We start from the raw sequence: 14575 nt of genomic DNA on the forward strand, positions 1-14575 counted from the left end.
AGTTCATGAGCCTGCATCCCGGCGACGTCATCTCCACCGGCACACCCCCCGGCGTCGGCATGGGCATGAAGCCGCCCCGTTACCTGAAAGCCGGCGACACCGTCGAACTCGGAATCCATGGCCTCGGTGCGCAGAGGCAGACGTTCAAGGCCGATATCTGAGGACCAGAAGAGGGGGCAGTCACCGGCCCCCTCCATCCGAATTGGCTCTTGGCAGGCCCGCAAACCTATAGTACAGGTTTTTGAAACTTGTAGGATAGGTGATGAGCAACGTTCATTCTGCAGCGGCGGGTACCGGTGATCTGGTCACCGGCGCCGTAGCTCACATTTCGACATTGATCCGCGAAGGCGAGCTGAAACCCGGCGACCGCCTTCCCTCGGAGGCGGCGCTGAGCCAGGAACTGAGAGTTTCGCGCACGGTCGTGCGCGAGGCCCTGCGCTCCCTTGCCGCCCTGCGCCTGATCGACCTCGGCGCCGGCAAGCGCCCGACCGTCGCGGTTCTCGACGACACCTCGATGGCGCTCACCTTCCGCCACGGCCTCTTCACCGACCAGATCGACATCCGGCAACTGCTGGATGCCCGCCGCACGATCGAGGCGCGCACGGCGACCCTCGCCGCTCTGCTCCGCACCGACCGCGAGGCAGCCGAGATCCTCGGGCATGCCCGGGCCATGCAGGACGCCGTCGATCGCCCTGCCCTCGTCATGGAACACGATCTGGCGCTGCACCTCGCGATCGCGCGCGCCTCGCGCAATCCGGTCTTCGCCCTCATCATCGGCGCGATCGAGGGCGTGGTCGTCGAGACCTGGCCGATCGGCTGGAAAAGCCGGGCAAGCGACAACGAGCGCGCAGCAATGAACCGCCTTCACCTCGACCTTGCCGAAGCGATCGCCGAATCCGATCCGAAAGCCGCTACCGAACTCATGAACCGGCACTTCGACGAGAGCCTGAAGGCACTCGCCGCCGCCGGCCTGCTCTAGACCCGAACGGGAGCCCCCGATGAAAATCACCCGCCTCGAAACGGTGCGCGTCGCCGAACGCGCCAACCTTCTCTGGCTGCTTGTCCATACCGATGAAGGGCTGACCGGCCTCGGCGAAACTTTCTTCGGCGCGGAGACCGTGGAAGCCTATATCCACGAATACGTCGCGCCTCGCGTCATCGGCCGGGATCCGCTCGAGATCGACAGGCTTTCGGGCGATCTCGTCGGCTATGTCGGCTTCCGTTCCTCCGGTGCGGAGGTCCGCGGCAACTCGGCCTTCGACATCGCCCTTTGGGATATCTTCGGCAAGGCGACCAACCAACCGATCGCCCAATTGCTCGGCGGTTTCACCCGCCGCGAGATCCGCACCTACAACACCTGTGCCGGCACCGAATACATCAAGAAGGCGACTGGCCAGACCACCGCCAATTACGGCCTTTCGACCGGCCGCGACTATGACGACCTGAACGGCTTCCTCCACCGCGCCGACGAGCTTGCCCAGTCCCTGCTCGAGGACGGCATCACAGCGATGAAGATATGGCCCTTCGATGCCGCGGCCGAGAAGACACGCGGCCAGTATATTTCGGTGCCCGATCTGAAGGAGGCGCTGAAACCCTTCGAAAAGATCCGGGCCGCGGTCGGCGACAAGATGGACATCATGGTCGAGTTCCATTCGATGTGGCAGCTCCTGCCGGCGATCCAGATCGCCAAAGCGCTGACACCGTACGGGACCTTCTGGCACGAGGATCCGATCAAGATGGACAGCCTCTCCAGCCTCAAGCGCTATGCGGATGCCTCCCCGGCGCCGATCTCCGCTTCCGAAACGCTTGGAAGCCGCTGGGGCTTTCGCGACTATATCGAGACCGGGGCCGCCGGCGTCGTCATGCTCGACATATCCTGGTGCGGCGGCCTGTCGGAAGCCCGCAAGATCGCCTCGATGGCGGAAGCCTGGCACCTACCGGTCGCCCCTCACGACTGCACCGGCCCCGTCGTGCTGTGCGCCTCGACCCACCTTTCGCTCAACGCCCCGAATGCCCTGGTCCAGGAAAGCGTCCGCGCCTTCTACCGAACCTGGTATCGCGATCTTGTGACCGCCCTTCCCGAAGTGAAGAACGGCATGATAACGGTGCCGCCCGGCCCCGGTCTCGGCATGGAGCTCAACCCCGAACTCGAACGCGCCTTCACGGTTTCCCGAAGGGTCTCCGACGCGGCGAGCCTTTGAGAGCCGAAGGCTCCGCAAGTGATGAGGATATGATGGCAGACAATACCCGGATGATTTCGACCGCCGGTCGCCTCGGCGCCTTCGCCGGGCCGGCGACCATGCTGCTCGGCATGTTCATGTTCGCGCTGAACGACGCCATGGGCAAATGGCTGGTGGCGAACTACGGCCTCGGCCAGGTCGTGCTGATCCGCTCCATCGCGGCGCTGCTGATCCTTGCCCCGTTCCTCTGGCGCGCCGGCTGGAAGCCGATCGTCGAGGCAGAGCGGCCGCTGATGCAGGCGGCACGTGTGCTCTTTTCGACCATGGAAGTGTTCTGCTTCTACTATGCCGTCATGTACCTGCCCCTCGCGGACGTCATGACCTATTGGCTGGCGGCCCCCATCTATGTCGCGGCCGCCTCGCCGCTCCTGCTTGGTGAGAAAGTCGGCTGGCGGAGATGGACGGCGATCTGCATCGGCTTCGTGGGGGTCATCATCACGCTGGAGCCGTCGAGCGCCATGTTCACCATGCCCGCGATCATCTCGATCGTCGGCACCTTCGCCTTTGCCTTCATGCTGCTCTCCGGTCGCAGCCTGCGCGGCACGCCCGACAAGACCCTCGTGCTCTTCCAACTGCTGGGCGCAGGTCTTGCAGGCCTTGCCTTCGCCCCATTCGACTGGACACCACTCACGTCGCCGTCGGAACTGTCGCTGCTTTGCCTCCTCGGCGTCGTGGCTATGGGCGCACACATGCTGGTCAATCGTGCGCTGAAGATTTCGGACGCGGCGACCGTCGCGCCGCTGCAGTACACGCTCCTGCTCTGGGCGATCATCTTCGGCTGGATGTTCTTCGGCGATATCCCGCGTCTCACCATGCTGTTCGGTGCCGCGCTGATCGTCGGCTCGGGCATGTTCATCTTCTTCCGCGAACAGCAGTTGAAGAAGCGCCAGCCGGACAGGCCTCTCGACGTGCCGTGAGCCAGGCGAGTTAGGATCTGGGTACAAGAGGCCGCTTCAACGAAGCGGCCTTTTCTGTTTACGTTTGCTAAGCCCGCGACGTGATTCCGTTCCTCGCACCTTATCCGATGCCACCCAATGGCCTGAAGCCCACGAAAAAAGCCCGCGGCGACGGCCACGGGCTTTCTCCTCTTGAGCGCGGCCGCGAAGGAGCACGGCTGCATCTCTGCGGTATTCGGTGAAGGCTTACTTACGGATCTCGGCGAGCTCAGCGAGGATGCCGTCGACAACGTCGGCGCCGATTTCAGCCTTGTGCTTTTCGTAGACCACCATCGACTTTTCGCGGATGCGGGTCTGCTCTTCAGGGGACAGAACGTTGACCTCGAGGCCGGCAGCCTTGATCTTCTCCAGCGACTTCTTGTTCAGATCGGCGATGACCTTGCGCTCGACGTCGCGACCGACAACGGCACATTCGCGCAGTGCTGCCTGTTCTTCGGGCGTGTAGGTGTCGAAGATCGCCTTGGAGAACAGGAACAGGAACGGCGTGTAGGCGTGGTTGGTCTCGGTAACGTACTTCTGCACTTCGAAGAACTTCGAGGTGTCGATCGTCACATAGGGGTTTTCCTGGGCGTCGATGGTCTTGGTTTCAAGCGCCGAGAAGACTTCGCCGAAGGCCATCGGGGTGGCGTTGGCGCCAAGGTTCTGGAAGGTGTCGAGGAACACGTTGTTCTGCATGACGCGAACCTTCATGCCTTCGAAGTCTTCCCACTTGGTGACCGGGCGAACCGAGTTCGACAGGTTGCGGAAGCCGTTTTCCCAGTAAGCCAGGTTGACGAGGCCGACGGCAGCCATCTTCTCGTTCATCATGTCGCCGAACTTGCCGTCGAGAACCTTGTAGGCTTCCTCGGCATTGGCGAACAGGAACGGCAGGTCGAACACGCCGAGCGCCGGCTCGATGCCGACCAGCGGCGAGGACGAGGTGACGACGGCTTCCTGGACGCCCGAACGCAGCGCCTGGGTTGCCTGCAGGTCACCGCCGAGCGCGCCGCCCCAGAAAGCGGTCAGCTTCAGCTTGCCGCCGGACTTGGTGTCGAGGCATTCCTGCATGGCCTTGATGCCGTTGCCGACCGGATGGTCGGCATTGATACCGTTCGAGACGCGGATGTTACGGTCGTTGAACTCGGCGAAGGCCGGAGCGGCGGCCGAGCAGGCAAAGGCGATGGCGGTGGTGGTGAGTAGAAGCTTTCTCATAGTATCCTCCCAAGGACGGTTGATTGAGCAGGTTGATGGGTCAGTCCATCACCGCAGCCACTGCGCGGGCACGGTGATGATTTCGGGAAACAGCACGAACAGCATCAGGAGTGCCGTCTGGGCCAGCAGGAACGGCACGATACCGGTGACGACCTTGCCGAGCGGCACGCGGCCGACGCCGCTGACGACATTGAGCACGACGCCCACTGGCGGCGTGATCAGGCCGATGCAGCAGTTCATGATAAACATGACGCCGAAGTAGATCGGGTCGACGCCCGCCTGCTTGATGATCGGCATCAGAACCGGCGTCAGGATCAGGATGGTCGGCGTCAGGTCGAGCGCGGTGCCGACGATCAGGATGAGGATCATGATCGCGAAGACCAACAGTTTCGGACGGTCGATCAGCGGCTCGATGTAGCTGGTGATCTCGGCCGGAATGTTGGCGGCGGTGATGAGCCATGCCGAGACAAGCGCGGCGCAGACCAGGAACATGATGACAGACGTGGTCTTGGCGGCCTGCAGGATCACGTGCGGCAGATCGCGCGGTTTCAGCTCGCGATAGATCACCATGCCGACGAACAGCGCGTAGAAGGCGGCGATGACGGCGGCCTCGGTCGGGGTCACCACGCCAGCCTTGATGCCGCCGAGGATGATCACCGGCATGCCGAGCGCCCAGGCTGCGCGACCCGTGGCGTTGATGCGCGCCGACATCGGTGCCTTTGGTAGCGGCTGGATATTGTCCTTGCGAACCACAAACTGCCAGGTCACGATCAGCGACAGCCCCATCAAGAGACCCGGCACGATGCCGGCCATGAACAGCTGGGTGATCGACACGTTGGCCGATACGCCGAAGACGATGAAGGCCATCGACGGCGGGATGACCGGTGCGATGATGCCACCCGAAGCGATCAGGCCGGCGGAGCGCGGCACGTTGTAGCCGGCCTTCGCCATCATCGGGATGAGGATCGCGGCAAGCGCCGCGGTGTCGGCGGCGGCCGAGCCGGAAATCGAGGCCATGATCACGGCAGCCATGATCGCGACGATGCCGAGCCCGCCACGGATATGGCCGACGCAGGCGATCGCGAATTCGATGATGCGCTTGGACAGGCCGCCCGAGTTCATCAGTTCACCAGCCAAAACGAAGAACGGAATTGCCAGCAACGTGAAGGTGTCGGCACCGATGATCATGTTCTGAGCGATGATCTGGCTGTTGAACATCCCCATGAACCACATGAGGACGACACCGCAGAACATCAGGGCGAAGGCGACGGGAACACCGATCGCCATGGCGCTGAGCAGGGAGGCGATGAAGACGAGAAGGGTCATCAGCTACGCTCCACCAGATGCTCGATGGACATGTTTTCGCCCGCGAAGGCCGCCAATTCCTCCTCGGTCACGCGACCGGTCAGAATACGGATGAGGCGCTCGACGGCGATCAGGATACAGCCAGCGCCGGTGAAGAAGCCGATACCGTAGACGAAACCCATGGACAGGCCGGTCACCGGGGCGCTCATGCTCCAATTGATCGGAAACTGTTTCCAGGTTCCCCAGAAGAAGATCGCCGACACGCCGATAATCACGATGTTGCTGAGCGCCATGCAGATCACGCGCCCCTTGCGTCCAAGCATCGCCACCAAGGTTTCGACACCCATGTGCCCATGTTCACGAAACGCCACGACAGCGCCGATGAAGGTCAGCCAGACGAAGAAATAGCGCGCCATCTCATCCGAGACGGTCAGGCCGGAATTCATGGTGTAACGCATCACCACATTGATGAAGACCATGACGGCCATGCCCGCCAGAAGCAGGATCAGCAGGTACTCCAGAACCTTGTAGAAAAGATCGACTAGTTTTTGCACGTGTTCCTCCCCGCCTCGTTCACAAGAGGCCGCGCTGGGCGAGATTTTTCATGAGGGCCCCGATGCCGAAGGTCCATTCCGGGCAGGCGTCGCTGCGCTGAACCCAGTTGACCAGACGTCCGAGCTTCGGCGTGGCGATCTCGACCCGGTCGCCAAGCTCATGGGTGAAGCCCTTGCCCGCGCCGCGGCGGTCCTTCACAGGCGCGAACATCGTGCCGAGAAACAGCACGGCGCCGTCCGGATATTGGTGATTGCGGTTCATCAGCTGGCGGGCCAGTTCCGCCGGCTTGCGGCTGATCGCCTCCATCGGGCTTTCACCGGTCATCTCGAAGCCGTCCTCGCCCTCGACGAGAAGCGAAACACGCACGCGACCGAGATCTTCGAGCGTGAAGCCGTTGTCGAACAGCCGGATGAACGGACCGATCGCGCAGGAGGCGTTGTTGTCCTTCGCCTTGCCGAGCAGCAGTGCCGAACGGCCTTCGACGTCGCGCAGGTTGACGTCGTTTCCGAGCGTCGCGCCGACAATCTCCCCGCTCGAACGGAGCACGAGCACCACTTCGGGCTCGGGATTGTTCCATTCGGAGATCGGGTGGATGCCGACCAGCGCCCCGCAGCCGACGGCAGACATCGGCTGGGCCTTGGTGAAGATTTCCGCATCCGGGCCGATACCGACCTCGAGATACTGGGACCAGAGGTTCATGTCCTGAAGCAGCGCCTTGACACGGGCGGCCTGTTCCGAACCCGCGACGACGCCACGAAGGCTATCGCCGAGCACGGGTGCGAGACGCTTGCGAATTTCGAGCGCACGAGAGGAATCGCCCTTGGCCTGTTCCTCGATCACGCGCTCCAGCATGCTGTCCGCGAATGTCACGCCAGCGGCCTTGATCGCCTGGAGATCGACCGGCGCCAGAAGTTCTCCGGCATCGCCCGACAGGAAATCATCCACCGAACCGAATTCGGCAAGATCGCCCGCAGCCTTCAGGCGGGCGGCGATGCCGTCGATTTCGAGAAGCGACGAGACGGTGGGCGAGATCGGCGAAAGGTCGAGAAGGCGGCCGTTTCTAACCATCACGGGGCACGGGCCGTTGGCCGCTTTGGACCAGACGCGACCGATCAGAAGCGCCTCGGCGGCGTCCTCCGGCAAAATCTTCACGGCATGCAGCGAATGCTTGGAACCCAAGTCCACCCTCCCTCGTTCTGAACGCAAGATGCGCCCTCCAGCACTCTTGCCGTATTGTCAGGATGTCTGACAACGTAACTTACAACGTTTTAGTCATACTTTTTGCCACTGTCCAGCGCGTAAAATAGCAGCCTGTGAAAAACCCCTTCCGGCTTGTGCAGCCAGTCGCGGGATACTTCACCCTCGGACCGAGGAGCGACCTCAGTCGGTCTCGAGCGTCAGATCGAGGCGTCCAGCGGCGCCAAGCAGATGATGCTTCATCGCCTCGCGCGCCTTCTGCGGAACCCGGCCGGCGATCGCGTCACGGATCGCCACATGTTCCGCAATCGTCACCTCGACGATCTCCTCGAGAACCGCCGTTGCCCGCGCCGCGTTGATCGCCAGGCTTATACGCTCGGCGATAAAACCGATGAACAGCGAGAAATACTCGTTGCCGGTGGCGGCGGCGACCGCGCGATGAAAGGCAAGGTCGGCGACGATCCCCTGGTCCGTCCACTTGTCCGCCCCGGTCATGGCGGCAAGCGTCTCATCGAGCTTGGCGAGGTCGGCGTCGGTGTGGTGAATGGCGGCCAGACCGGCAGCCTCGATCTCCAACGGCATGCGCAGCTGGAAAAGGTCACGAAAGCTCGCCCTGTCGTGCAGGTCGTCCTGCTCGATGCGGATCGACTGGCGGGCCTGCAGCTCGGTGGCGAAAGCCCCCACACCTTGCCGCGTTTCGACGAGGCCTTCGTTTCGAAGCTGGGCGATTGCCTCGCGCACCACCGACCGGCTGACGCCGAAACTGTTGGCGAGGAAATGCTCCGTCGGCAATTTCTCACCGGGCAGGATGCGCCCCTCCGCGATCTCCCGACCGATCTGCGCGGCAATACGCGCAGGCAGATGCTCGCCGCGCCTGATCTGACCGAAATCCACCGACATTCCGTCCCGTTCTCCTGAGATCCCCCGGCGGTTTTCTATGAATTTCGTTCGAAATTCAATTGGCAACCCGGGTTCATGACCAAAGTCGGATCGATCGCCGTCTTCAACGCCGTCAGCAGCTTGCGCCGCACCTCCGGCAGACGGGCGTCGTAGTCCGGCCGCTTCAGCCGACCGATACCGTGTTCCGCGCTGATCGAACCATGATAGGTGTCGAGAACCGCGTTGATGACGGACTTGGCCTTGTAAATCCGCGCCGCGATCTCTTCCGGCGCCAGATCCGACGGCGGCAACACATTCAGATGAACATTGCCGTCCCCGACATGGCCGTAGGAGACATTGACACAGTCCGGAAGGGCGGCGGCAACCGCGGCTTCTGCATCGCGCACAAAGTCCGCAAGCCGCGACAGCGGCACGGAGATATCGGTGCGCAGATGCGGGCCGCGCTTGGCCTGCCCCTCGTTCATGCCCTCCCGGAAGAGCCAAAGATTGCGGGCCTGCGCCTTGGAACTGGCGATCACGCCGTCGGCGACGAGCCCCTCCTCCATCACCGCCCCCAGGAAGCGCTCCATGAGGTCGTTGATGTCGACCAGTCCGGAGCCCGAGATCTCCATCAGCACATAAGCGGGGTAGTCACCGGATATCGGCATCGGCAGATCGGGGATTGCCTCGTGCGCCAGCACGAAGGCGAGCGGCGGCATGAATTCGAAGGCCGACATGAGATCGCAGCAGTCACGGCGTGCGCGGCGGAAGAGCGCGATGGCGTCATCGAGCGCGTTGAGCCCCAGGAGCGCCGTCGCGACCTGATCCGGCTCCGGCGTCAGCTTGACGGAAACCGCGGTGACGATGCCGAGCGTCCCCTCCGCGCCGATGAAGATCTGCTTGAGATCAATGCCGCGATTGTCCTTTCGCAGCGTCGACAACCCGTCGAATATCGTGCCGTCCGGCAGCACGACTTCGAGACCGAGCACCAGTTCGCGGGTCATGCCATAGCGCAGTACGTTGATGCCGCCGGCATTGGTGGAGACGTTGCCGCCGATGCGGCAGGAACCCTGCGCCCCGAGCGCCAGCGGGAAGAACATGCCCTCGCGCGCGACCGCATCCTTGAACTCGGAGAGGATGCACCCAGCCTCGACGACCGCGGAAAAATCGTCGGCGTCGATGCGGCGGATCCGCGCCATGCGCTCGAGGCTGATGACGACCTGGCGCGCCGGATCGTCGGGCGTCGCCCCCAGCACAAGTCCTGTATTGCCACCCTGGGGCACGACGGAAAGACCGAGTGCGGCGCAGGCCTTTACCGCAGCCGCCACATCTTCGGTCGAGCGCGGACGAAGAACAGCGACAGCACCGGTCGTCACGTCGCCATGCCAGTCACGGCAGTAACGCGCCACCTCGTCGCCGACGAGCACGAGATCCGCACCGAGTGCCTGCACCAGACGCTCTTCATACTGCACTTGCCGCGCCGCCCCGTCCTGTCCGCTCACCACATTTCTCCCGTATTGCGCCGGTCCGGCCGACGATCCACAAGACCTCGGGCCATCTCAGCACAGTAATTAACTATTCTGTTTCCAAACTCACCATATAAGGTTATCAGACAACCTTACAATATTTTTGTTTGGGTATCACCACCTGCGTCTTCGGAGGTGACCCGCATCACAGGGAGGAGGATTTCCATGCACATTCTCATCATCGGCGCCGCCGGCATGGTCGGCCGCAAGCTCGCGCAACGCCTCACGAGTGACGGGGCGCTCGGCAATCGCCCGATTGAGGCGATGACCCTGGTTGACGTCGTCACCCCCGAGGCACCGGAAGGTTTTACCGGCAAAGTTACCCTCGAAACCGTCGACCTCTCGACGCCGGGCGAAGCCGAACGCCTGATCGCCGGCCGCCCCGACGCCATCTTCCACCTCGCCGCGATCGTCTCCGGCGAAGCCGAACTGGACTTCGACAAGGGTTATCGCATCAACCTCGACGGCACGCGCTATCTGTTCGATGCCATCCGCATCGCCCATGGCCAGGAAGGCTATAAGCCGCGCGTCGTATTCACCTCGTCGATCGCTGTCTTCGGCGCGCCGCTGCCCTATCCGATCCCGGACGAATTCCACACCACGCCGCTGACCAGCTACGGCACGCAGAAGGCGATCTGCGAACTTCTCCTCGCGGACTATTCCCGTCGCGGTTTCTTCGACGGCATCGGCATTCGCCTTCCGACCATCTGCATCCGCCCCGGCAAACCGAACAAGGCCGCCTCTGGCTTCTTCTCCAACATCCTGCGCGAGCCGCTGGCCGGCATCGAGGCAGTGCTGCCGGTGCCCGACGACATCCGCCACTGGCATGCGTCACCGCGCTCCGCCGTCGGCTTCCTGATGCACGGCGCAACGATCGACCTTGACGCGGTCGGCCCGCGCCGCAATCTTTCGATGCCGGGGCTGAGCGCCACGGTCGGGGAACAGATCGAAGCGCTGCGCCGCGTCGCCGGCGACAAGGCCGTGAAGCTCATCCGTCGAGAACCGGACGAGATGATCATGCGCATGTGCGCCGGCTGGGCTCCGGGCTTCGAGGCGAAGCGGGCAACCGCCCTCGGCTTCACCGCCGAGACGTCGTTCGACGAGATCATCCGCGTCCATATCGAGGACGAAATGGGAGGAAAGCTGTGACCGCATCCATTCAGGCAACACCGGCCGTCAAGCGCCGGATCGCCTTTCTCGGCACCGGCCTGATGGGCGCACCCATGGCCCGCCGGCTGCTGAAGGCCGGATTTCCGGTCACCGTCTGGAACCGCGACCCCTCTAAGGCCCAGGCGCTTGCCACAGACGGCGCCATCGTCGCCGCGACCGCGGCAGAGGCCGCAACCGGCGCCGACATCGTCATCACCATGCTGAGCGACGGCAAGGCGGTCGGAGAGGTCTTGTTCGCCGGCGGCGTCAAAGCGGCCCTGAGGTCCGGCGCGGTGGTCATCGACAGCTCGTCGATTGCACCGCCCATTGCCCGCGACCATGCGGCACAGCTGGCCGAAACCGGCATCACGCATGTCGACGCCCCGGTCTCCGGCGGTGTCGTCGGCGCCGAGGCGGGAACGCTTGCCATCATGGCCGGCGGCGATGCGGCTGTTGTCGAAAGTCTTGAGGACGTCTTTGCCGCTCTCGGCCGCGTCACCCATGTCGGCCCCTCCGGTGCCGGCCAGATCTGCAAGCTCGCCAACCAGCAGATCGTCGCAATCACCATCGGCGCGGTGGCCGAGGCGATGATCCTCGTCGAAGCAGGCGGCGCCAGCCGCGAGAAATTCCGCGACGCGATCCGTGGCGGCTTTGCCGAAAGCCGGATCCTCGACCTGCATGGCGGGCGCATGGTGGCCCGGACCTTCGCACCCGGCGGTCCCTCGCGGCTGCAACTGAAGGATCTCGACGCCGTCGCTGCCATGGCCGAGCTCTTTTCGCTCGACCTTCCGCTGACAGCACAGGTCCGCGACGAATTCCGCGACTTCGTCGCCGACGGCGGTGGCGACACGGACCATAGCGGCCTGCTGCTGCATCTGGAAAAGATCAATCAACGCCAAGGGGAGGAAAACCGATGAGCGACGAGACGAGACCGACCCGCCGCCTGCGCTCCCAGGACTGGTTCGACAATCCGGACCATATCGACCTGACCGCGCTCTATCTCGAGCGCTTCATGAACTACGGCACAACGCCGGAAGAGCTGCGCTCGGGCAAGCCGATCATCGGCATCGCCCAGTCGGGCAGCGACCTCAACCCGTGCAACCGCCACCATCTCGACCTCGCCAAGCGCCTGCGCGACGGCATTCGCGACGCCGGCGGCATTCCGATCGAGTTCCCCACCCATCCGCTGTTCGAGAACTGCAAGCGCCCGACCGCCGCGCTCGACCGCAACCTCGCCTATCTCGGCCTGGTCGAGATCCTCTACGGCTACCCGCTCGACGGCGTGGTTCTGACCACCGGCTGCGACAAGACCACACCGTCGGCGCTGATGGCGGCCTCCACGGTCGACATTCCGGCGATCGTGTTTTCCGGCGGCCCCATGCTCGATGGCTGGCATGACGGCGACCTCGTCGGCTCCGGCACCGTCATCTGGCGCTCACGCCGCAAGCTCGCCGCCGGCGAGATCACCCGCGAGGAATTCCTCGAAGCGGCGCTTGATTCCGCTCCCTCGGTCGGCCACTGCAACACCATGGGCACGGCCTCGACGATGAACGCCATGGCCGAGGCGCTCGGCATGTCGCTGACCGGCTGCGCCGCCATTCCGGCCGCCTATCGCGAGCGCGGCCAGATGGCCTATCGCACCGGCCGCCGCGCCGTAGAACTCGTGCTGCAGGACATCAAGCCGTCCGACATCCTGACGCGCGCCGCCTTCCTCAACGCCATCAAGGTCAACTCTGCCATCGGCGGCTCGACCAATGCCCAACCGCATCTCGCCGCCATGGCCAAGCATGCCGGCGTCGAACTGCATCCAGCCGACTGGCAGGTACACGGCTTCGATATTCCGCTTCTGGCCAACGTCCAGCCGGCCGGCGCCTATCTCGGCGAACGCTTCCACCGCGCCGGCGGCGTGCCGGCGATCATGTGGGAACTGCTGAAGGCCGGCAAGCTCGATGGCGCCTGTCCGACGGTCACCGGAAAGACCATGGCCGAAAACCTCGAAGGTCGGGAATCCGACGACCGCGAGGTCATCAAGCCCTATGACGCGCCGATGCGCGAACGGGCCGGCTTCCTGGTGCTGAAGGGCAACCTGTTCGACTTCGCCATCATGAAGATGAGCGTCGTGTCGGAAAGCTTCCGCCAGCGCTACCTCCAGGAGCCCGGCCGCGAGGGCTTGTTCGAGGGTCGTGCCATCGTCTTCGACGGTTCCGAGGACTACCACAAGCGCATCAACGATCCGTCGCTCAATATCGACGAGAACTGCATCCTGGTTATCCGCGGCGCCGGACCGAAGGGTTGGCCGGGCTCGGCCGAGGTGGTCAACATGCAGCCGCCGGATCATCTCCTGAAGAAGGGCATCATGAGCCTGCCGACGATCGGCGACGGCCGCCAGTCCGGCACCGCCGACAGCCCGTCGATCCTCAACGCCTCGCCGGAAAGTGCTGCCGGCGGCGGGCTGGCATGGGTTCGCACCGGTGACATCATCCGCATCGATTTCAACAATGGCCAGTGCGACATGCTGGTCGAGGAGGCCGAAATCGAACGGCGCAAGGCGGATGGCATCCCCAAGGTTCCGGCCGACGCCACGCCGTGGCAGAAGATCTACAGGCAGACCGTCACCCAGCTCGCGGACGGGGCCACGATCACGGGCGCCGACGCGTTTCGCCAGATCGCGAAAACCCCGCCGCGTCACAACCACTGACGCCGCGCACTCCGACAAATGAAAAAGCCCTCCCGGACGACACCGGGAGGGCTTCTCTGTTGAGGTCAGGACATCAGGCTCAGTCGCGATATTCCGGTTCTTCCCGGTCAAGACGCCGCCGCAGGCTTTCGAGGTGCATCAGCGCACTTGCCGGGTCGCCTTCGCGCATCTGCCGGGCCGCTGCCTCGGCAATCTCCGGAGGAACCGGCAGCAACTTGCGCCCGGTGCTCATCGCCTTCAACTGCACCTCCGCGGCGCGTTCCAGGTAATAGAGATCGTCCCAGGCTTCGGCGATGTTGGGGGCGCAGACCATGACGCCGTGATTGCGCATGAAGATGATGTCCTTGTCGCCGAGCACGGCGGCGATGCGGTCGCCTTCGCGCTCGTCGAGTGCCAGGCCGTTGTAATTGTCGTCGACGGCGACACGCCCATAGAACTTGAGCGCCGTCTGGCCGGCATAGACCAGCGGATCCCCCTCGACCATGCTGAGCGCCGTCGCGTTCGGCATGTGGGTATGGAAAGCAGCCCCGACGCGAGGCGCCATCTTGTGCAGCCGGGCATGAATGAAGAAAGCGGTCGCTTCCGGCTCGCCGTCGCCGGCAACCACGTGGCCGTCGAAATCGCAGATCAGCAGCGACGAGGCGGTCGCCTCCTCGAAGGCCCAGCCGAGCCGGTTGACGAGAAAGAGATCCGGATGTCCGGGCACGACGGCGGAGAAATGGTTGCAGATCCCCTCCTCCAGGCCGAGCCGTGCCGCCATGCGCAACGAGACGGCAAGGTCGCGACGAACCTCCCAGATTTCGTCGGTGTCGAGCGAGGCGTTGCGCAGGAGCGCAGGCGCACCCTTGTGCAAGTTAAGTTCGTGAGCCATTCCGTTGC

The 14575-nt window shown here is 63.8% G+C and carries 14 protein-coding genes; 7 read left to right on the forward strand and 7 right to left on the reverse strand.

The genetic code is table 11. The features are described 5' to 3' along the window. From HHL25_RS21385 to HHL25_RS21400, 4 genes are all read left to right on the forward strand, one after another. On the forward strand, positions 1-161 hold a 161-nt coding region (locus HHL25_RS21385), incomplete at its 5' end, for a fumarylacetoacetate hydrolase family protein (RefSeq protein ID WP_205927975.1). A 101-nt stretch (positions 162-262) separates the two neighbouring features. After that, complete coding sequence (locus HHL25_RS21390; RefSeq protein WP_169595273.1) at positions 263-979, forward strand: FadR/GntR family transcriptional regulator; 717 nt, start codon at positions 263-265, stop codon at positions 977-979. A 19-nt stretch (positions 980-998) separates the two neighbouring features. Further along, on the forward strand, positions 999-2201 hold the full coding sequence (locus tag HHL25_RS21395) for a mandelate racemase/muconate lactonizing enzyme family protein (protein ID WP_169595274.1): 1203 nt from the start codon (positions 999-1001) through the stop codon (positions 2199-2201). 32 nt (positions 2202-2233) lie between these two features. Then, positions 2234-3157, forward strand: coding sequence for a DMT family transporter (locus HHL25_RS21400; RefSeq protein WP_390624532.1), 924 nt, complete (start codon positions 2234-2236; stop codon positions 3155-3157). Positions 3158-3382: 225 nt separating this feature from the next. On the opposite strand, the gene HHL25_RS21405 is transcribed toward HHL25_RS21400, so the two are convergent. The 6 genes from HHL25_RS21405 to HHL25_RS21430 all read right to left on the reverse strand — a co-directional run bounded on the left by HHL25_RS21405 (position 3383) and on the right by HHL25_RS21430 (position 9828). Further along, positions 3383-4387 (reverse strand): TRAP transporter substrate-binding protein, encoded by a 1005-nt coding sequence (locus tag HHL25_RS21405; protein ID WP_169595275.1) that lies wholly within the window; start codon positions 4385-4387, stop codon positions 3383-3385. A gap of 48 nt (positions 4388-4435) precedes the next feature. Beyond that, positions 4436-5713 (reverse strand): TRAP transporter large permease, encoded by a 1278-nt coding sequence (locus HHL25_RS21410; protein WP_169595276.1) that lies wholly within the window; start codon positions 5711-5713, stop codon positions 4436-4438. Beyond that, the gene (locus tag HHL25_RS21415; protein WP_169595277.1) at positions 5713-6246 is read right to left on the reverse strand and encodes a TRAP transporter small permease; all 534 of its coding nucleotides are present in this window, start codon (positions 6244-6246) and stop codon (positions 5713-5715) included. The genes HHL25_RS21410 and HHL25_RS21415 overlap by 1 nt, the downstream gene beginning before the upstream one ends. Before the next feature lie 19 nt (positions 6247-6265). After that, entirely contained in the window at positions 6266-7426 is a 1161-nt protein-coding gene (locus HHL25_RS21420; protein ID WP_169595278.1) for a fumarylacetoacetate hydrolase family protein, read from the reverse strand. Positions 7427-7627: 201 nt separating this feature from the next. Continuing rightward, positions 7628-8344: a FadR/GntR family transcriptional regulator gene (locus HHL25_RS21425; protein ID WP_169595279.1), complete on the reverse strand. Its 717-nt coding sequence runs from the start codon at positions 8342-8344 to the stop codon at positions 7628-7630. Positions 8345-8379: 35 nt separating this feature from the next. After that, the gene (locus HHL25_RS21430) at positions 8380-9828 is read right to left on the reverse strand and encodes an FAD-binding oxidoreductase (RefSeq protein WP_169595280.1); all 1449 of its coding nucleotides are present in this window, start codon (positions 9826-9828) and stop codon (positions 8380-8382) included. A gap of 186 nt (positions 9829-10014) precedes the next feature. On the opposite strand from HHL25_RS21430, the gene denD reads away from it, so the two are divergent. The 3 genes from denD to HHL25_RS21445 are packed head-to-tail and all read left to right on the forward strand — an operon-like array spanning position 10015 to position 13696. Beyond that, the gene (denD, locus tag HHL25_RS21435; RefSeq protein ID WP_169595281.1) at positions 10015-10998 is read left to right on the forward strand and encodes a D-erythronate dehydrogenase; all 984 of its coding nucleotides are present in this window, start codon (positions 10015-10017) and stop codon (positions 10996-10998) included. Further along, on the forward strand, positions 10995-11915 hold the full coding sequence (locus tag HHL25_RS21440) for an NAD(P)-dependent oxidoreductase (RefSeq protein ID WP_315853109.1): 921 nt from the start codon (positions 10995-10997) through the stop codon (positions 11913-11915). The genes denD and HHL25_RS21440 overlap by 4 nt, the downstream gene beginning before the upstream one ends. Continuing rightward, on the forward strand, positions 11912-13696 hold the full coding sequence (locus HHL25_RS21445) for an IlvD/Edd family dehydratase (protein WP_169595282.1): 1785 nt from the start codon (positions 11912-11914) through the stop codon (positions 13694-13696). Before HHL25_RS21440 ends, HHL25_RS21445 begins: the two co-directional genes overlap by 4 nt. A 79-nt stretch (positions 13697-13775) precedes the next feature. On the opposite strand, the gene HHL25_RS21450 is transcribed toward HHL25_RS21445, so the two are convergent. Next, positions 13776-14567 (reverse strand): aldolase, encoded by a 792-nt coding sequence (locus tag HHL25_RS21450; protein WP_169595283.1) that lies wholly within the window; start codon positions 14565-14567, stop codon positions 13776-13778. Positions 14568-14575: the final 8 nt, after the last annotated feature.

This window comes from Rhizobium terricola (assembly GCF_012927355.1).
GTDB classification, from domain to species: domain Bacteria; phylum Pseudomonadota; class Alphaproteobacteria; order Rhizobiales; family Rhizobiaceae; genus Allorhizobium; species Allorhizobium terricola.